The following is a 17,472-nucleotide window of genomic DNA, read 5'->3' as shown; positions in this document are numbered from 1 at the left end:
TTTTTAAATTATTTTAAAGCTTTTATAACCACTTTGCAGTCTGCAGGCTCCAGTTTTTGCCCGTCCTTGTAGCTGATCTTTTTTTCATCGGCATATTTAGACTGCCCATCTTCTTCCTTATGATCACCAATTCCTTCCGTTAAAGTATTGTCTTTCTGAATAAAGAAAATATCTCTCTTGCTTTTTGTTCCTTCAGACTGGAATTCGTATGTCAGTTTCAAGGTATCTCCAGATTTAAAGCCGGTTACATCTCCTTTTGAACTATCTTTTTCATTGTTTTTATAGACTATTTTTCCGGTAATGGTTCCCAGATTGTCATCGATGGATGCAAAGACACTGTCTTTTCCCGTAACGGCCATATAGCAGAATGATTTTGGTCCCAGTGTATCTATCACAGGTTCAACCACAGCAGCTGTGTCAACTTTAGCTGTCGGAGGTGGAGTTTCCGTTTTTTTATTACAGTTAATCAGTAAAATCGATACTGAACCCAGTAAGATTAATTTTTTCATACCCAATGTTGTTATATTAATTCAAATTTCAATCTACTAAATTAACAATAGTATTTAAATATGAAAGAAAATTAGATACAAATAGAAATAATTTTCCATAAAAATAAACTGTAATTTCTTTCAAATAAACAGGATTGATAATTTTTATTAATTTTTTTGTCTTGGTCTAAAGCCAACTTGGGCACGATAAATGATGACTATTAATCTTTTAATTTCACAGTATGACACGATTATTTAAGATGGCAGTTTTAGGCTGTTTGACTCTTAGTTTACAGCTTTTCACAGCACAGACTCCTCAGAATTATATCTACACTTCATCCGGAGACCTGAAAAACATTGAAAAAATGATTACCAGGAAAGATATTGGCGGAGTACAGATCGTGTATAACTGGAGAGCATTAGAAACCGCAAAAGATGTTTATGATTTTTCACAAATTGAAAATGATATGAACTATTTATCAGGCCTGAACAGAAAATTATTCATTCAGCTTCAGGACCGTTTCTTTGAACCGGAAGCCAGATATGTCCCGGATTATATTTTAAAAGAAAAGGAATATAATGGAGGTTTGGTTCCCCAATACGATAATCCCGGTGAAAATAAACCTATCGGAAATGGATGGGTAACGCAACAATGGAATCCGGCTGTTCAAGAGAGATACCAAAAGCTCATTGGAGAATTGGCGAAAAAGTTTGATGGAAAAATTCAGGGAATCAATTTACCCGAAACTTCCATAGATATTGATATGAAAAAGGATAAAACGGGCTTCAGCTGTGACCGATATTTTCAGGCGGAACTTGATAATTTAAAGTATGCCAGAAATGCTTTTAAAACGTCCTACGTTCTGCAATATGTGAATTTTTTTCCGTGCGAATGGGAGAATGACCATCAATACATGTCGAGATTATTTGAATTTGCCCATAAAAATAACATCGCATTGGGCGGGCCGGACATTGTTCCCAACAAAAATGCTCAGATGAAAAATTCTTATCCGTTTTTCAATCAATACAAAGGAAAACTGCCTTTAGTAGCTATGGCGGTGCAGGAACCGACGTTAACGTATAAAAATCCAAAAACAAAGAAGCCTTTTACGAAAGAAGAGTTCGTGGATTACGCTGAGCATTATTTGGGTGTGAATATTATTTTTTGGAGTGTGGAATCGCCTTGGCTTAGAAACTATTAATTGGATTGTGATTCTCGCAGATCGTATAGATATAAATATGTTTTTAAGCTCCCGCAGATTTTACGCATAAACAGATGTTCGCGCTTAATAATCAACTTAATAGCATGAAAAGAATCTGCATCATCAGCTTGATCAGCGAGAGAAAAAATTCAAATCATTAAGATTCTGTGTTAAGTTTTTAAGAATATTAAGTTTTAGCCTCGCTTGAAGACATACAACTTAAAAAATCATCTGATTTTTTCTTAACTAAACTTATATCCTTCATTGATCTTAATGTTTTAAAAAGCGTGCATTAAAATCTTTGTCATCTGAGAAATCTGCGAGCGTATAAATGAACTTTTTTACTAATCAACCACTGATGACACAGATTTCCACAGATGTTTGCGCTTAATAGCACTAAAAAAATCTGCATCATCAGCTTGATCTGCGAGAGCTTAAAATTTATATTTTAAAATGAAAGTATTGTAGAATGGCAAGAAAACGAATCTCATATCCCACGAAACTAGCTATACTTTCAACATTCCTCTAAACCCTCTCGCCGCATAATAAGAATCCGCGCCATTGTGATACATGAAAACCGTATTGTACCGACGGTCACAGAAGATAGCGCCTCCCAGTTCTCTGATGTTGGCAGGTGTTTTCACCCAGCTGGATGTTTTTAAATCAAATTTTCCCAGTTCCTGAAGTTGGCGGTATTGTTCCTCCGTTAGAAGTTCAATTCCCATTTCAGCGGTTTTATCAATGACATTACTTTCCGGTTTATTGGCTTTCCGGGAATCCCAGGCTTGATAATCGTAGCAGAGGCTTCTGCGTTTCGGACTTTCGGGGGAACAGTCGAAGAAGATGTATTCATCTGTTTTTTTGTCGTAATCTACTACATCCGGTTCACCTTCTGTTTCTTCCATTGCATTCAATGACCATAGCTTTTCAGGAGCTGCTTCCAGCTTTGACTGTATTTTTTCCCAACTCAGGCCTTTATGGCGGTTCATATTTTTCTCAAAACGGACTTTTAAGATGTTTAAAAGCTCTCCGCTTTGTTCGGCTGTTAGTTTCTTTTTGCTCATATTTTATGTATTAAAGTGATTGTATTTGATGTTTTTTATTCCAATTTAATTAAGAGTAGAAGTTTTTCGGTCTGCAGGTCTGAAATACCATGAAATACCGACTAAAATTAACAATAATAATGCGGGAAAGGTTCGTCCCAAAGTATCACCAACAATGATATGAGAGATAAAAGCGCCTGACATCACGAAGAAAAATCCGGCGTATGCCCATTCTTTCAGTAACGGACGTTTCGGGATCAATACTGCGATAACTCCTAAAAGTTTCCAGACTCCGATGATGGTCATCAGGTAAGCGGGGTAGCCAAGGGTGATGAAATTGGCGAGCTCATCTTTGTTTTTCATGAGCTGAACAATGGCTGTAGAAACCATTCCGAGTGCCATCCATATCGTGAAGATCCAGTAAATGATTTTGTTTCTTTTTTGTGATTTATTCTGTGTTTCCATACTAGTTTTTTTATGATTATATAAGGAAGTCAGAAGTTCGAAGAGAGACGTTATTGAAGTCCAAAGATAGAAATACAATCTGTTTTTATTAATCTTCGAAAAACTATTTCAAGACATTTAAAAGGAATTGTTAAATACTTACCGGCCAATAGTAACTTCCATCCTCCAGCTTCCATCTTCCTGCCTTTTAATTATGACTTCTTATTTCGAACTTAGATTAAGTTAATCTTTCAGACCTTTTCCTGTAAGAATCTGAGGAATATATTTTTGAATTCTTTCTTCTCTTGTTTTGGATTGCTTTGCCGACGAAAAATGCAGCAGGTAGGCTCTCTGTCTTCCAGATGTAAGGGCTTCGAAAGCTTCTTTTAATTCCGGATTTTGATCTAATTTGTTTTGAAATTCTTCAGGCATTTCAAAGTCTTTGGTTTTCTTCATCGGAACTTTTATCCCTGACTTTTCAGCTTCTACCGCTTCATACACATAGATCGGAATCACTTTTTCGAGATTAATGATTTCTGTCAGTGCTGTAAAACGGATTTGTCGTGCAGCCTGTACATTTTCAGACTGCTGGATTAAAATATGATGCGTGTCATTGAGTAAAGCTCCTTTAAAAAAGAGTAGGGCACAATATTCTTTAAATCCGTGGATCAGAACAATATTTTTGCCATGATAGGTGTAGCAGGGACAGCCCCATTTCAGTTCTTCTTCAAGACCTGTATCAAGAAGGATTGTTCTTAGCCTTTTAAATTCTTTCTGCCATTGAGTGGCTTCATCGAAGAAAAAATTAACTTTTGGATTCATGGTGTTGAGTTTGTGTGTTTGTGTGTTTGTGTGTTTGAGAGTATTAGAGTGGGAGGGTTTGAGGTTTTTTGCGTTTTAAGACATTAGATTTTGGGGGACGATCTAAAACTGCGACCTTCTAACATCTAACATCTAACTTCCAACTTCTAATCTCTATTTTCTAAAAACTTCTTCCAATCTGTTATGCGCCATATTCAGCCCCTGTGCGAAAGGTAGTTTCAGCATTTGATCTCTGAAATCAACGGATTTGTAAATGGTTTGGATAGTAAGTTTACTGGTGTGATCTGTGAGTTTTTCAAATTCCAAAAAATCAAGCTGAATAGGGAAAGGGGTGTTTTCCATCTGGAAAGTTCTTGTGATTTTCTGCTCAGGAACAAACTCGTGAATCGTTCCATTGGCACTGAAAACGACGTCTCCTTGCGGATTTAATGTTTCAAAACGATAGCTTCCGTGTGTTTTATTTTCAAATTTTGTCACTTTTGTTCCCATCCATTGCTCGAAAAGCTCAGCTTCTGTATAAGCTTTGAAAAGCAATTCTACGGGAAGATCAAATTCTCTTGTGATGAATATTTCCTGTTTGCCGTCTTCGGCGTGGATTTTTGTTTTAAGTTCCATGTTTTGAGTTTGAGGGTTTGTGTGTTTGAGAGTAGTAGCGTGGGAGAGTTTGAGGATAGATGGTAAAATATTACTTATTGCCCATTACTCATTACTTATCTTTTTCTGATAGGCTTTCATTACACTTTCCAGCTTGTTGAACCGGTCGTCCCACATCTGGCGGAAAGGTTCTATAAAATCGGCTATTTCTTTCATTTTATTGAGATTTAGGTGATAGATAATTTCACGGCCGTTCTGTTCAGACCTTAGCAGTTCGCATTCTGTGAGGATCTGAAGATGTTTGGAAACGGTAGGTCTGGCGGTATCGAAATTGGAAGCGATGGCTCCTGCCGTCATAGATTGTGCGGCCACCAGCATCAGGATTGATCTTCTGGTAGGGTCTGCGATCGCCTGGAATACATCTCTTCTTAAATTCATTGTGTAGTTATTTGACTACAAATTTAAATGAAGTTATTTGACTACGCAAGTTTTTTTTTGATAAATTGTTGATTTTAAACAAAGAAGCTCTAGAATAAATAATCCGAGAGCTTGTTGTATAAAGGATTGAGCTGTTATTCTTATCTCCCGCAGATCTTGCAGATTAAGCGGATGCTTACGTTTAATTTTTAATATAGATCTCAATTAAAATACAATCTGTGTAATTCGTTTAATCTGCGTGAGATTAAATATGCATTCTATTGGAAAAGCAAAGTTTAAATTGATCCTGCTTATTTTAGGGGTGCAAAGAAGAGACAGGTGAACCTGTCTGATGAAGCGAACTTTAAGCTCGCCGCCTTCGGCGGCCGAGCCTTTTCCTTTTAAATTTGAATAATCTCTTTCCCTCGTGAAGAATAGTCTGTTAAAGTTCAGCTTTATTACTTTATCTTTTTCATCGCGAATATTTCATTCTCTTTTTTGCCTTTGAGGGTGCCTGAAATCTCGGCAATTAGAGAATTCTTACTGATTTTTTTATAGGTGATGATTTGCGGAAAGTCATTTTGTTGGTTTTCAAAGATAAGAGAAGTAGGTTTTGAGCCGGATGTTGAGACAAAATCAACGGGGATTTCATCATGTTGGCCTTTTACTGTGACCATATAATGCAGCTTTTTGTCCTTTTCAATCAGCCTTACAAATTCAAACATGATGGTGTCTTTTTTGTTCAGGTAGTAGCTTTTTGCCTGGAATTCGGTATCGCTTTTTCTGGTCCAGGTTTCATAAAGACTTCCTTTGGGCGTTTTGGTTTCCCATGTACCGATGAGCCATTCCAGTTTTTGAATTTCATTGTGTTGTAGAGTCCAGGCAGAGAGAATTGCCAGAATGATGGCGGAGAGAATCAGTTTTGTTTTCATTGTCTAAATATTTTTTTATGAAGACAAAGTTCAGCATATGATTGAGGTTAAAATTGTAAAAATGCGACAAGATTAATCTGTTCCGAAAAAAAGGAAAGACATTTTCAGGTTTTCTCCGTAAAATTCTTTAGGAGTTAATCCTGTAAATTCTTTAAAATCCTTGATAAAATGGGCTTGGTCATAATATTCGGATTCGTGCGCTAAAGCGGTAAGGGTTGTAAATTCTTTATTGAGTAAGAGTTTCAGCGTTGTTTGCAGTCTTATTGTTTTGGAGAGCTGTTTAGGGCTTAAACCTATGGCAGAAGAAAACTTTCGTTCCAGCTGTCTGCGGTTGATGTTAGTCTGTTTGGAAAGTTCACCGATTGAAATCTGACCATTAGCAGTAATAATAGTATCTATCGTAGATCGTACAATTTTGTCAATGGCATCGGCATCCAGTCTTTTGAGCAAAAAGTCTTCCACAATCTGTATCTTTTCTTCAGGTGTTTTGGTTTTCAACATGTTTTTCTCCAGTTCAATTCCATCTTCTCCGAAAAGTTTATAGAGTGGAACTGCCTTATCATCCATTTCTTTAATGGGAATTGTGGCAAACGGAATAAAACCTTCATACTGAAAACGAACGGAGAACATTCCTGTGATCCCTGTAGATTCTATAACCAATGGTTTGGTAAGTTGGCCAAAAACACAGCTTCTGGGCTGAACTACAGCCTGGCCGTCATCCATATATTGTTTGTAAAGTTCACCATAATGAAAAATCATTTCCATACAACCGTCCGGAACAATAGTTTGCTGCTGAGGAACGTCTTCCTTAGGGCTTTCCAGGGTCCAGTAGCACTTGATAAGAGCGGAGAGTTCCGGACGAGGTTGGAAGGTTTGATAGTTCATTATTTAATCTTTTATTTTTCATCAGTCTGACTTTTAAAACTACTAAATAAAATCGAGACGGTAAATTATACTAAATGTCACTAATTTGTGATTTATAATTGTTTGTAAAATTAAAAAACGCAGAAGATATAAACTTCTGCGTTTCGTTTAAATAGATCAGCTAGACTTTCTTTCTAATTGAAATCAATGTCTGCAAAACCACCGAAGTAATTATCAGTGAAATACCTACATAGAATGCCGGTCCGACTTCTTTGCTTTCCCCGAAAAATAAAAATGCCATAATGATCGCATACACCGGTTCCAGATTGAACGTTAAATTCACAGTGAAAGCTGGAATTTTCTTTAAAACTTCAGCAAATGCCACATATAACCCAACTGTACAAAAAAGTGCTAAAATGCTCAAATAAGCCGTGTTTTTTAAGTCAGGGACTATGCTATCTGCCGGGAAAATGAGGAGATATATGGGCAAAAATGCTCCGAGGCCTAAAGTTCCGCCCATCATCTGATAAAAGTTGATGACTTTGGTATCAAAGTGCCTTACCAGCCGATTATTATAAATGGTGTAAAGTGCGCCAAAAGCAGAGGAAATAACGCCTAAAATAATTCCAAGCTGGTAAGAAGTATCAAAGTGAAAAATCAGGCTGATCCCAAATAAAGTCAATGTACTGAGAAGCAATTCTGAAATTTTGAATTTCTCCTGATCTATCAAAGGTTTGAATACGGCGGTGAAAAAACTGGTCAGACAATAACAAACCACACCAATTGAAATATTGGAGTATTTTATGCTGGCGTAGAAAAAAAGCCAGTGAAGTGTAATGAGTAGCCCAGCTTTCATTATACGTACTTTTTTTTGTGCAGAAATGCTGTAGGGGATTCTCAGCAGTTTTAAAATAACAAATAAAATGATGGATGAAAAGAAAAGTCTGTACCAGACAAGTAGTCCTTCATTTAAAGAGATGAGTTTTCCGAAAATGCCTGTAAAGCCAGCCAGGATCACGGCCAGATGCAATAATAAATATGATTTTTTCATTGAGAATGAACTGTAAAGATTTGTAATATTATTTTTTATCAGAATTTGAAGCATTTGTATTTAGGCCGATAAAAATTTAACGGCATGAACATACTTCAAATGAATTTGAAAATATTAGAATCCTGGAGGAGGCAAACAGCTCGCGTGGTTCATATCTATTGTATTGACTTCAAATATAGGTAAAACAGACTAAAACGAAATGGTTGAGCTACTAAAAATTATGTAATTTAGTACAGCAAAGAATTTTGTTTTAGATGATATGGAATTACGAAAGGAAATTGAACCTGATTTTACGACTGCTGAAAAGCTTTATCCTGAGGTATTACGGCTTATTTTAGAATATACGGATTACTGTGATGAGCATGGAGATGAAGATCATTCAGCTTACCAAAAACTTGAGAATACGCTGCATGAAATGACAGGGAAGGAGATGTCCGGGTTTAATCTCTGGGAATGGTGGGAAGAGGATGGAGCGGAGAATCTGGCCTTTGATATAGCTTTACCGGAACCTATCATCGTGGAAGGCATCACAAAAACTGAACTTTCGGAGATCGTAAGACGGCTGAAAACTTTTAAAATACCTGATAAAGAAGGTTTTAAATCACTGTTTTACAGCCATGTATGCTTTGGAAATGGTTATTTTCATCAGTTTTTGAAGCTGAATTTCAGAACGTATCATGTAAAACTGTTCCAAAGAAATAAGGATAAAAACGGGAATTATTTTGAATACAGCCACGAAGAAACAACGGAAAAGTTGTGGAATGGCGGAAAATATCAGTCTGATTTTAAATCTCTTATAACGTCAATTTAACATAATGTACACGAAAATATTAGAAAAATTAAATGTTTTAGGCGCCAATACAGAACATGTACGTGCAGAAAAAGCTTTTGCTGAAAACTGGCAAAGCATCCAATTCAGCTGTTATCTGTATGATAAAGAATGGGATGTGTATGGGATTGATGCATTTTACGAAAAGAATAAAGAGAAGTACAGCGATCATAATGAGAAATTTTACGAAGATTTGGTTGAGCATTACTTTTCAGAGCATCAGCAAACGTATGGACAGGATTTTTATAAAGACTGGCTTTTTACACCATTTAAAAAAGATTCAAAAGATGATGGTGAACTTGAAGGATTTGTTGAAGAAGCTGAAGTCAGAGAAACTGTACAGGGAACAGAAATGGATTTTATCTGTATTATATATTCGTACGGATATCCGGATCATTATTTTGTTTGCTTAACGGATCCTAATCCAATGAACCCGACAGTTTACAGTACTGATCATGAAGTTTATTTCGAGGAGATTGAGAATGAAGGAAGCCTGGAAGACTTTCTGGACAGGTATATGACTAAGGAAGAGTTTGTGAACGTTGTCAAAGAGTATCTGGAAGAAAAATTCGGAAAGTAGCAGATATTGAGTACTTTTTGAGGTAAGATTCTGTAATTATATTTTGCCTATAATTTATATTATGTTAAATTGTATATATTCCTTGATTTGTTTATACTTGAAATTAACTACGCCGTTCAAATTAATTAGTTGACCTTAAGTCAAAGATTGTCATAGATCTATACTGTTATAGAACGAGCAATAATTTTCTTTAAATCCTAGAATATAAACAATCAGCAAAAATATTCTGAACGATATGGAACATTAAGTTTCATCGAATAATTGCTCATATCATCACCACTATAAACAGAGATTAATAATGCTGAGTTTTACTGATCAGGTCTAGTATTGCAAAACGTAATGTTACAGGGTGTTTTATTTATTGCGTCCCTTTGCCATTAGATGTTGAGGATTTAATTCTAATAAATCCCATAAATTGCCATATAAATCTTTAAAGACGGCAACTGTACCATAATCGGCTTTTTTAGGCTCCCTCACAAATTCAATTCCTTTTGAGGTCATTTCGTTGTAGTCTCTCCAAAAATCATCAGTACTTAAAAAGAGAAACACCCTTCCTCCAGCTTGATTTCCGATAAAATGTTCTTGTTCAGATTGGGAAGCTCTAGCCAATAAAATAGTGGTTCCAGTTGAATTTGGTGGTGATATGACCACCCATCTTTTATCCTGTTCAGGTTGATAGGTGTCCTCAATCAAATTGAAATTCAATTTATTTGTAAAAAATTCGATGGCTTCATCGTAATCTCTTACAACCAATGCAATGTGAATGATCGATTGTTTCATTTGCGTCTTTTATAATTGCTATAAATTTAAATAGTGTTTGCAAGCATATGCAGATTGATTAAAGATAATAATTCTCCTCTATATTTAGCTTTATAGATTATGAGATCCACTTTTCAAGCAATTCTTTTGAGCACTCTGTTACTATTTTAAATTCTTTATTTAGTGATTCATAATTAATTCTATTTGCTTAATATTCAATAATAATTAAAAAAATTAATCAAAAATATTATTTCAATACATGGTGTATTATATTTTTTAGTATTTTTGAGCACTATCAAATTAATATTAAACTATGAAAAAAGTATTTTTTTTGTCTCTTTTATCTTCCCTATCGATGATTTCATGTTCATTAGATGGTTCTGAAGAAAACAATCTGGCGAGTAACCCATCAGAAGGGATTACTACGAAATCTATTCTTTCTAAAAGTCAAGCCATTGATGACTTTAAAAAAGCATTAGCCGATGCCAATAACCCAACACTCGTTAAAGAAGAAATTGCAAACAATTCAGGAAGCCAGGGATTTGGCCCTTCAAGAAAAAAAATCTTATTGGAACCGGCAAAAATGGTTTTACTGTCAACAGGAATGACTACAAATATAGTCAATGGTTTAGAGGATGATGCCATTATTTCACAAGCCTTTATTTCAATGTCAAATGAACAAAAACCATAATACATCACCTATAATATGAGAAAAATTCTTCCACTACTTTTAGTTCTTTTAGCTGTCATTATTAAAGCTCAGCAATACCCGTTAGTCGTTTATAATTTTAGCCCGGTTGCTGTTGCTAAATTGAAAATTAGAGTCACAGATCCCACAACATGGCAATATGACTGCCATCCGATTGCTTATGGAGAGACGGCAGGACTCATTCAGCCCGGGACAACGGTTACCTATGATCTTATGAACAACAGTGCATCAAAAACGCCACCTATAAATCAATGGGATATTATGTCGCACTATATAGGGATTCCTGATGCCATATATAATGTAAATGCCGGGGCAACGATACCAGCTGCTATAACATCTATTATTAATTGGCAGAGTATTACCATAGTATTTGTAAATGGTGAGACAATAGATGTAGGAAGAGGTTGTACACAGCCGGGTACTCCTACCTACAATTCGGGAGCCACTCCATCAGGCAGAACCGCTGCGACCAATACTTTAGCTGCACCTGCCCAACAAATCCTTACGATATTCTAAGAGTTTTTTATTCTGCATATCAAAAAAAGCCCTACAATTTTTTGTTGTAGGGCTTTTTTTAGGGTTTAAACGAAGACTCTGAAGTCTATTTCTTAACTATTTTAGTAAAAGTTGTATGGCCTTTTAACAGATAATTTCCTGATGGATATCCGGTAAGGTCGATCTGGTTTTTCCCTTTACTTAAAGCTATATTTTTAATCATTTTACCGGTACTGTCATATAGATAAGCATTTTCGTTTTCAGCAGGTATTCAAGCCGTCGACACTCCTGATTTTCCAAAAGAATTTTATACGGGAGCTTCTGCTGCGAGAGATTATTTTAATGTACTAAAAGAAGAAAATGATCTGGACTGGGTGTTTTTTTAGCCCTGCTTTCGAAATGCATCAAGGGATCACAACCGTAAGAACGGGTAAATATCGTTTAGGAAACAACACTCCGGTAACTGTTTTTTATACCCTGTCCTATTCTACTTTATCCTGAATTCAAGCTTTAAATTAAAGAATCGTCCTGTGGTACGAACCGGCACAGAATACATTAAATTGGTATTCGAATCGGTAATCCATTGCGTGGCTACTGCATTTTTAAGAACGAATACATTGAAAACCTGTAGACCTAAAGTTAGTTCTTCAAAATTACTCCAAAAACCATGTCTTTTTTTCCGGTCTTTATAATCTATGAAAGCTTTTGAAACTCCCATGTCTATTCGTTTATAAGAGGGTAATGTCTTTTGATACTGATAAGCAGCGTTAAGGTTAGGCTCACCATTTTGTTTTAAGATAATTGGGGTACCTGTTGGTATTCCCATGGCATAAGTAAGTGTAAGATTCATCTTTATGGAAGGGAATTTAGGCATATAGTCCTGATAAAACATGGCAAACCTGAATCTCTGATCGGTAGGTCTTGGAATATCTCCTTTCCCACCAATATTTTCATAAGCTCTTGCATAGCTGGCAGATATCCAGGATTCTAATCCCGGTACAAATTCTCCGGATAATCTTGTTTCAATCCCATAAGCATAGCCCGAAGTATTATTCTTTCCGGAATAACGGATTCTTACATTATCCATATAATAGGGAATCAGGTTATCCATCTTTTTATAATAGGCTTCTGTTGTCAATTTAAAAGGACGGTCGTACATCTGAAATTGATAATCATTTGCTAAAATCAATTGCAAGGAACGTTGAGATTTTATGCTGCTGTTGAAGTTTCCGCTCAGATCTTTAATTTCTTTGTAAAAAGGAGCCTGATAATATACTCCGCCGGAAAGCCTGAACGTCATCTCTGCGTTCCAGTAAGGCATAATGCTAAATTGCATCCGTGGGGAGAAAATAGTTTCTTGATTGAAACTCCAGTGAGAGACCCGGGCGCCGGCATTGAAGGAAACTTTATTCATGCCCCAATCCAATTTCTGTGAATATTGTGCATAGGCAGACAATCTTGTAGGTTGAATTGCATTTTCTCCTGCTATTCTATATAATAATCTGAGCTCTCCCTGAGTTCCCAATCTTGGATCATCAATGGGTCTTGGTAAGCTGTATCCTGCAGAATCTATCAGTTTCCATTCGTTGGTAAGGTCTTTTAGATTTTCTTTTTCATATTTTAAACCAATTTCAATATCTGCATCATCGCCGGGCGAAAAACGGCCTCTGAACTGCATCCCGTAAGTTCTTACAAAGAGGTCATTCCTTGCGTAATCCAGCTGTTTTCCGCTGTCAAGTGCCTCTGTGGGTACTCCTGTTAAAAAATTTATGGTTTGTAATGTATACTTAGACTCTATAGAATAATATTCTTTTTCACGGTTTTTATAAGCAAAAGCGTCTAAGGTGAATTTCCATTGATCCGATGGTTTAAAGTTCATTGAAAGTGTTCCCATCATGTTCTTATACTGATCATTTTCCTTTCCTTTATAATTAACAGTCAGGTTAAGTGGTTGATTACGGGTTCCAAAATCTAGACTCCTTTCTTTGGGAATCATTTCATAATAATTCTTAGAATAATAGCCCATGAATGAAAGGCTTAGCTTTGAATTGATATGGTAATTGATATAGGATTGAAAATCCAAATATACGGGATTGAAATTGGTGTCTTCTTTCAAAGTATTGAAGAGCAGGTTTAAATTCCTGTATCTTCCAGAAAACAATGCAGTTAATTTCTTATTTTTTGATGCGAAACCGGCAGTCAGTCTTCCACCCATTAAGCTCGCTTCTCCTGAAAGTTCAGCCTTTTTAGGTTCCCGGTAATCAATATGTAAAGCAGAAGACATTTTATCTCCATATTTTGGTTCAAAACCTCCTGCTGAGAAATTAATCGTAGAGACCATATCCGGATTGATGATGCTCAATCCCTCCTGCTGAGAATTCCGGATCAGAAATGGCCTGTAAATTTCAATGCCATTAATATAAATAAGATTTTCATCATAGTTTCCCCCACGCACCATATATTGCGAAGAGAGCTCTGTATTGGAATTTACCGAAGGAAGGGTTTTGAGAATACCTTCTATTCCTCCGGAAATACTTGTAACGTTTTTAGTGTCTTTCGTTGAAATTTTTACAGCTCCAAGATCACTCATATGTTCTGCCGATTTTCCCCGAAACATAACTTCCTCTATGTGGGTGGTTTTTACAGTATCTTTTTTTTTGGATTGAGAAAATGCCAGCATAGGAGCAATAAGGCTCAGTGATAAACCTAGTTTTTTCAAGATAAATACTTTTAGTAGAATTTGGCGATAGAGCTACTTTTGGCGAAAATAAGAATAAAATCAGTTTAAGATTACTGGATATCAATAAAAGTAATAACTGGATGATATATGATTTCTGAAATTGTATTTTTTAACGGGAATCCTGAAATTAGGTCTTCTTGCTATCTGCTTTCTCCATATAAAGTATATCTATACTGTTATCTTCAACACAGTGAATGGTGACAGGTATCAAGGTCGTTACGGCCCACGAATCTATGGATATGTATTCCCGCCTAAGATTTTAAAAGAATTTTTATAAAAGAATGCTGTGAATAATTTATTTCATCATTTTTTAAAATCCAACTTTGTTTTTTGTGTAAAAAGAAGACAAAGAACTGTCCTAATCGGCAATTTGGGCTTGACAAAAATAAAGAAATTATAAGAACAATATTTTGCTTTGAGCTTTACTCATCGGTTGGCAAAAAAAAACCGCTCTTTTCAGAGCGGTATACTTTTTTAATTTTACTGGCTTGGATTAGCAAGTAGATCCACATGAAAGGATCTGGATGTGTACAACACCGTTTACAACGCACTGTACCTGGCATAATGTATTCCCTACAAGAACACCTACACCGTTTACAGCACCACCTACTGTATTGGTAACGCCACCTACAACGCCACCTACGATAGTACCTACACCACCTACTACTCCACCAACTACTCCACCTAGTCCTCCGATAACACCTCCGATGTTATCAAAGATTCCGTCACCTGAAATAGTTTTCAATTCGTTTCTGTTCAATTTTTTAAAATTTTTCATGAGTATAATTTTATGTTGTTATTACATCACTAAGATAAGAATAATTACAATATGTTTATATTGTTTCGAAAAAAATAATCAAATTTATTTATAACTTAATATTTGATTAATATAAATGATATTTAATGAATATATCATTATTTGAATTATCTTTCTTATTTTCATGAAAATGAACAATTTACAGGGTATATTTATTAAATTGAATTTTTCCCCTGAATTTTAAATTCTTATTGACCCATACAATTATCTCTAATTTCTTTTAAAAATAAACACGAAATCAGACCCCCGAATCTCAATCCGTTTTCTTTTAAATTGAGATTTTTGAAAAAAACAATGAGCGCTCAGTTATTCATTTTACATTGCGTTTTCAATAAAAAAAGTTATTTAATTATTGTATATTTACAAAAATGTCTATTAATACTTTATAAAATAAGTTGTAAACATTCATAATTTTTAAATAAAATAAAATGAGAAATGTTTACCAAAACGAAAGTAATGGGCATAGCATCGGCAACATACCGGCGAAATCTATCACTATTGCGTACTTAATCTTAGTACATCGTTTACCGGATCAATTCAAACGTCTTTTCAAAGCCATCTACGATCCTGCCAACTTTTATCTTATTCATATCGATAAAAAAGCCAATCTAGAAATAGGTGAAGATATTAATGTCTTTTTGCAAAAATATCCGAATGTCCATATCCTTAAAAGTAAAAACGTCGTATGGGGAGGCTACAGCATGGTGCAGGCGGAACTGGACGGAATGAAATATCTTTTGGAGATGAATATGAAGTGGGATTATTTCATCAATTTAAGCGGTCAGGATTATCCACTAAAATCGCAGGAGATCATCAAAGACTTTCTGTCAAAGAATAATGGAAAGAGCTACATAAAAATTGCTGATCAGGAAAAAAGCAGACCTGAAACCATGAACAGAATCGAAAACTACTTTGAAGAAACTGAAGATAAAATTTCAGAGAAAACTCATACAAGAGGTTTTATGAAAGATGTCATTCCTTATATAGGCGGACAATGGATGATCCTCACCAGAAGCTGTTGTGAATTTATATGCAACAGTACTGAGGTGAAAAAGTTTGAAGATTACTATCTGAATACCTTAATTGCGGATGAGTCTTTCTTCCAGACTGTGTTAATGAATACTTCTTTCGATGGTATTCTGGTAGATGATGACAAAAGAGCAATCATCTGGATTCCTGACGGTGATATTAAACTGCGTCCAAAAACTTTTACGGGAACAGATCTGGATTTCCTACAAACAGGGAATCACCTTTTTGCCAGGAAATTTGACGACAATATTGATAAACAAATCATCGAAGGGATTCAAATTCAATATAACGAGCCTTTTAAAACATTAATAAAAATAAATGATATAAAAAGTATCACCTCTAATTTAAATCATCTCAATTAAAAATTATTGACTCGAACCCTTGAAAGAGTGTTCAATATCTATAGGTACCCTGGCTTAATCGGTCAGGTTTTTTTTATTTGCGGAAAATTTGGGAAGGTCTTTCCGGTCATCTGGGCCATCTTGTTTTGTAAAACTGGGTGATTAAAATGGCTCAGAGTCTTGCTAATTTTGTCCTCAGAAAAACAAGATTTATGCAAGATTCTTTTAACATCCCGCAATTACTTTTACGATTTGCATTAGGGATCACATTCTTAACGCCTGTTGCAGACCGACTTGGAATACTCGGAGCTCCCGGAACCGGAAACATTGAATGGGGAAACTGGAGCCACTTTATAGATTACACGGCTACTTTAATGCCGATATTTGAAAGACCCATGGTGAATGTCATGGGAAGTATTGCTACAGCTGCTGAATTATTGGTAGGCATTTGTCTTATTATAGGGTTTAAAACCAAATATGCCGCGATCGGCGCCTCCCTTATTACCCTGACCTTTATTCTGTTTATGACCTTTTCGGTAGGAATTCAAAAACCCATCAATTACGGGGTGTTTACAGCTTCGGCAGCAGGCTTTCTGCTCTCCTTTATCCCTCAATATAAATGGAGTATTGATCATCTCTTGAATAATAAAGCGAAGTAAATACATCTAAAACAATTACTAAAAATTAAACAAACCCATCCTACAATGACAACAAGAATTAAAATGGATCAGGTAGAACCTAATGGTTATAAAGCGATCCTTGGCCTTGAAAAATTCATTGAAAGTACATCCGTTTCAAGAACACATAAAGATCTGATCAAAATCAGAGCCTCTCAGATCAACGGTTGTGCATTCTGTATCGATATGCACACCAAAGAAGCCAGAAAAGCAGGTGAAACGGAACAGCGGATTTACGCACTGAATGCATGGAGAGACACTCCTTTTTTTACAGAAGAAGAACGTGCTGTTTTGGCTCTCACGGAAGAAGTGACCTTGATCAGCAACCACGTAAAGGATGAAACCTATCTTACAGCAGAAAAGCTGCTTGGTGAAGCCTACCTGGCACAGGTAATTATGGCTGTCATCACCATCAATGCATGGAACAGGATCGGAATTACAACGATGCTGGTTCCTGCTCAGGATTAATAAATTGATGATTAGAGCGGGATTCCGCATCATAATTTTCAACAATTTCTGTAAATATATCCATGTGATAAGTTTGTTATTAGGATAACGCTCTTAAAAAAGTTAAAATATCTTTGGAATATTAATCATTGGAAAAAGCAATAGGAAAAAGATAGAAACCTTGTTGGTACT

General features: G+C 35.7%; 21 protein-coding genes. 8 read left to right on the top strand and 13 right to left on the bottom strand.

Translation table 11 applies throughout. The annotated features are described in order from the left end of the window. Window positions 1–8 precede the first annotated feature (8 nt). Window positions 9–509: a hypothetical protein gene (locus tag BM143_RS23360; RefSeq protein WP_090027750.1), complete on the bottom strand. Its 501-nt coding sequence runs from the start codon at window positions 507–509 to the stop codon at window positions 9–11. Between the two features lie 221 nt (window positions 510–730). On the opposite strand from BM143_RS23360, the gene BM143_RS23355 reads away from it, so the two are divergent. Then, complete coding sequence (locus BM143_RS23355; protein WP_228430951.1) at window positions 731–1,690, top strand: hypothetical protein; 960 nt, start codon at window positions 731–733, stop codon at window positions 1,688–1,690. 506 nt (window positions 1,691–2,196) lie between these two features. Here the strand turns inward: BM143_RS23355 and BM143_RS23350 are convergent. The 8 genes from BM143_RS23350 to BM143_RS23315 all read right to left on the bottom strand — a co-directional run bounded on the left by BM143_RS23350 (window position 2,197) and on the right by BM143_RS23315 (window position 7,857). Then, window positions 2,197–2,754, bottom strand: coding sequence for a DUF4256 domain-containing protein (locus BM143_RS23350; protein ID WP_090027747.1), 558 nt, complete (start codon window positions 2,752–2,754; stop codon window positions 2,197–2,199). 45 nt (window positions 2,755–2,799) lie between these two features. Then, complete coding sequence (locus tag BM143_RS23345) at window positions 2,800–3,198, bottom strand: DoxX family protein (protein WP_090027745.1); 399 nt, start codon at window positions 3,196–3,198, stop codon at window positions 2,800–2,802. A 222-nt stretch (window positions 3,199–3,420) separates the two neighbouring features. Continuing rightward, a complete protein-coding gene (locus tag BM143_RS23340) occupies window positions 3,421–3,999 on the bottom strand; it encodes a YdeI/OmpD-associated family protein (protein ID WP_090027744.1) in 579 nt (192 codons plus the stop codon). Between the two features lie 153 nt (window positions 4,000–4,152). Continuing rightward, a complete protein-coding gene (locus BM143_RS23335) occupies window positions 4,153–4,614 on the bottom strand; it encodes an SRPBCC family protein (protein WP_090027742.1) in 462 nt (153 codons plus the stop codon). A gap of 84 nt (window positions 4,615–4,698) precedes the next feature. Then, on the bottom strand, window positions 4,699–5,031 hold the full coding sequence (locus BM143_RS23330; RefSeq protein ID WP_090027740.1) for a metalloregulator ArsR/SmtB family transcription factor: 333 nt from the start codon (window positions 5,029–5,031) through the stop codon (window positions 4,699–4,701). A 437-nt stretch (window positions 5,032–5,468) separates the two neighbouring features. Next, window positions 5,469–5,942, bottom strand: coding sequence for a DUF6265 family protein (locus BM143_RS23325; RefSeq protein WP_090027739.1), 474 nt, complete (start codon window positions 5,940–5,942; stop codon window positions 5,469–5,471). A 72-nt stretch (window positions 5,943–6,014) separates the two neighbouring features. Continuing rightward, complete coding sequence (locus BM143_RS23320) at window positions 6,015–6,827, bottom strand: helix-turn-helix domain-containing protein (RefSeq protein WP_090027738.1); 813 nt, start codon at window positions 6,825–6,827, stop codon at window positions 6,015–6,017. A 160-nt stretch (window positions 6,828–6,987) separates the two neighbouring features. Continuing rightward, window positions 6,988–7,857 carry a DMT family transporter gene (locus tag BM143_RS23315; RefSeq protein ID WP_090027832.1) on the bottom strand — a complete coding sequence of 290 codons (870 nt, stop codon included), beginning with the start codon at window positions 7,855–7,857 and terminating at the stop codon, window positions 6,988–6,990. A 259-nt stretch (window positions 7,858–8,116) separates the two neighbouring features. Between BM143_RS23315 and BM143_RS23310 the strand changes: the two genes are divergently transcribed. After that, on the top strand, window positions 8,117–8,668 hold the full coding sequence (locus tag BM143_RS23310) for a hypothetical protein (RefSeq protein WP_090027736.1): 552 nt from the start codon (window positions 8,117–8,119) through the stop codon (window positions 8,666–8,668). 4 nt (window positions 8,669–8,672) lie between these two features. After that, on the top strand, window positions 8,673–9,266 hold the full coding sequence (locus BM143_RS23305; RefSeq protein WP_090027734.1) for a hypothetical protein: 594 nt from the start codon (window positions 8,673–8,675) through the stop codon (window positions 9,264–9,266). A 354-nt stretch (window positions 9,267–9,620) separates the two neighbouring features. On the opposite strand, the gene BM143_RS23300 is transcribed toward BM143_RS23305, so the two are convergent. Then, window positions 9,621–10,046 carry a VOC family protein gene (locus BM143_RS23300; RefSeq protein WP_090027733.1) on the bottom strand — a complete coding sequence of 142 codons (426 nt, stop codon included), beginning with the start codon at window positions 10,044–10,046 and terminating at the stop codon, window positions 9,621–9,623. Window positions 10,047–10,338: 292 nt separating this feature from the next. Between BM143_RS23300 and BM143_RS23295 the strand changes: the two genes are divergently transcribed. Both BM143_RS23295 and BM143_RS23290 read left to right on the top strand, forming a co-directional pair. Continuing rightward, window positions 10,339–10,716 carry a hypothetical protein gene (locus tag BM143_RS23295; RefSeq protein ID WP_139222108.1) on the top strand — a complete coding sequence of 126 codons (378 nt, stop codon included), beginning with the start codon at window positions 10,339–10,341 and terminating at the stop codon, window positions 10,714–10,716. Window positions 10,717–10,836: 120 nt separating this feature from the next. Further along, window positions 10,837–11,250: a hypothetical protein gene (locus BM143_RS23290; protein WP_139222107.1), complete on the top strand. Its 414-nt coding sequence runs from the start codon at window positions 10,837–10,839 to the stop codon at window positions 11,248–11,250. An 85-nt stretch (window positions 11,251–11,335) separates the two neighbouring features. On the opposite strand, the gene BM143_RS24315 is transcribed toward BM143_RS23290, so the two are convergent. The 3 genes from BM143_RS24315 to BM143_RS24110 form a co-directional block, all read right to left on the bottom strand. Next, window positions 11,336–11,500 (bottom strand): T9SS type A sorting domain-containing protein, encoded by a 165-nt coding sequence (locus BM143_RS24315; protein ID WP_394332585.1) that lies wholly within the window; start codon window positions 11,498–11,500, stop codon window positions 11,336–11,338. Between the two features lie 216 nt (window positions 11,501–11,716). Then, window positions 11,717–13,948 (bottom strand): TonB-dependent receptor plug domain-containing protein, encoded by a 2,232-nt coding sequence (locus BM143_RS23275; protein WP_090027725.1) that lies wholly within the window; start codon window positions 13,946–13,948, stop codon window positions 11,717–11,719. A 514-nt stretch (window positions 13,949–14,462) separates the two neighbouring features. After that, a complete protein-coding gene (locus BM143_RS24110) occupies window positions 14,463–14,747 on the bottom strand; it encodes a bacteriocin-like protein (protein ID WP_167375340.1) in 285 nt (94 codons plus the stop codon). A gap of 467 nt (window positions 14,748–15,214) precedes the next feature. Here BM143_RS24110 and BM143_RS23265 point away from each other — a divergent pair, with 467 nt between their 5' ends. The 3 genes from BM143_RS23265 to BM143_RS23255 all read left to right on the top strand — a co-directional run bounded on the left by BM143_RS23265 (window position 15,215) and on the right by BM143_RS23255 (window position 17,301). Next, entirely contained in the window at window positions 15,215–16,177 is a 963-nt protein-coding gene (locus tag BM143_RS23265) for a beta-1,6-N-acetylglucosaminyltransferase (protein WP_090027721.1), read from the top strand. A gap of 191 nt (window positions 16,178–16,368) precedes the next feature. Further along, window positions 16,369–16,815 carry a DoxX family protein gene (locus tag BM143_RS23260; protein WP_167375339.1) on the top strand — a complete coding sequence of 149 codons (447 nt, stop codon included), beginning with the start codon at window positions 16,369–16,371 and terminating at the stop codon, window positions 16,813–16,815. 45 nt (window positions 16,816–16,860) lie between these two features. Then, window positions 16,861–17,301: a carboxymuconolactone decarboxylase family protein gene (locus BM143_RS23255; RefSeq protein ID WP_090027718.1), complete on the top strand. Its 441-nt coding sequence runs from the start codon at window positions 16,861–16,863 to the stop codon at window positions 17,299–17,301. Window positions 17,302–17,472: the final 171 nt, after the last annotated feature.

Origin of the sequence: Chryseobacterium oleae (genome assembly GCF_900115055.1) — a bacterium.
GTDB lineage: Bacteria > Bacteroidota > Bacteroidia > Flavobacteriales > Weeksellaceae > Chryseobacterium > Chryseobacterium oleae.
Note: the sequence above shows the minus strand (reverse complement) of the source record. Positions and strands in the feature narration are given on the sequence as shown.

What these genes read in the sequence shown, in the direction of transcription:
- BM143_RS23305 (WP_090027734.1), top strand. Translation starts at nt 8,673, where the DNA reads ATGTACACGAAAATATTAGAAAAATTAAATGTTTTAGGCGCCAATACA.
- BM143_RS23300 (WP_090027733.1), bottom strand. Translation starts at nt 10,046, where the DNA reads ATGAAACAATCGATCATTCACATTGCATTGGTTGTAAGAGATTACGAT.
- BM143_RS23255 (WP_090027718.1), top strand. Translation starts at nt 16,861, where the DNA reads ATGACAACAAGAATTAAAATGGATCAGGTAGAACCTAATGGTTATAAA.
- BM143_RS23315 (WP_090027832.1), bottom strand. Translation starts at nt 7,857, where the DNA reads ATGAAAAAATCATATTTATTATTGCATCTGGCCGTGATCCTGGCTGGC.
- BM143_RS23330 (WP_090027740.1), bottom strand. Translation starts at nt 5,031, where the DNA reads ATGAATTTAAGAAGAGATGTATTCCAGGCGATCGCAGACCCTACCAGA.
- BM143_RS23355 (WP_228430951.1), top strand. Translation starts at nt 731, where the DNA reads ATGACACGATTATTTAAGATGGCAGTTTTAGGCTGTTTGACTCTTAGT.
- BM143_RS23325 (WP_090027739.1), bottom strand. Translation starts at nt 5,942, where the DNA reads ATGAAAACAAAACTGATTCTCTCCGCCATCATTCTGGCAATTCTCTCT.
- BM143_RS23340 (WP_090027744.1), bottom strand. Translation starts at nt 3,999, where the DNA reads ATGAATCCAAAAGTTAATTTTTTCTTCGATGAAGCCACTCAATGGCAG.
- BM143_RS23345 (WP_090027745.1), bottom strand. Translation starts at nt 3,198, where the DNA reads ATGGAAACACAGAATAAATCACAAAAAAGAAACAAAATCATTTACTGG.
- BM143_RS23260 (WP_167375339.1), top strand. Translation starts at nt 16,369, where the DNA reads ATGCAAGATTCTTTTAACATCCCGCAATTACTTTTACGATTTGCATTA.
- BM143_RS23335 (WP_090027742.1), bottom strand. Translation starts at nt 4,614, where the DNA reads ATGGAACTTAAAACAAAAATCCACGCCGAAGACGGCAAACAGGAAATA.
- BM143_RS23295 (WP_139222108.1), top strand. Translation starts at nt 10,339, where the DNA reads ATGAAAAAAGTATTTTTTTTGTCTCTTTTATCTTCCCTATCGATGATT.
- BM143_RS23350 (WP_090027747.1), bottom strand. Translation starts at nt 2,754, where the DNA reads ATGAGCAAAAAGAAACTAACAGCCGAACAAAGCGGAGAGCTTTTAAAC.
- BM143_RS23360 (WP_090027750.1), bottom strand. Translation starts at nt 509, where the DNA reads ATGAAAAAATTAATCTTACTGGGTTCAGTATCGATTTTACTGATTAAC.
- BM143_RS23320 (WP_090027738.1), bottom strand. Translation starts at nt 6,827, where the DNA reads ATGAACTATCAAACCTTCCAACCTCGTCCGGAACTCTCCGCTCTTATC.
- BM143_RS23265 (WP_090027721.1), top strand. Translation starts at nt 15,215, where the DNA reads ATGAGAAATGTTTACCAAAACGAAAGTAATGGGCATAGCATCGGCAAC.
- BM143_RS23310 (WP_090027736.1), top strand. Translation starts at nt 8,117, where the DNA reads ATGGAATTACGAAAGGAAATTGAACCTGATTTTACGACTGCTGAAAAG.
- BM143_RS24110 (WP_167375340.1), bottom strand. Translation starts at nt 14,747, where the DNA reads ATGAAAAATTTTAAAAAATTGAACAGAAACGAATTGAAAACTATTTCA.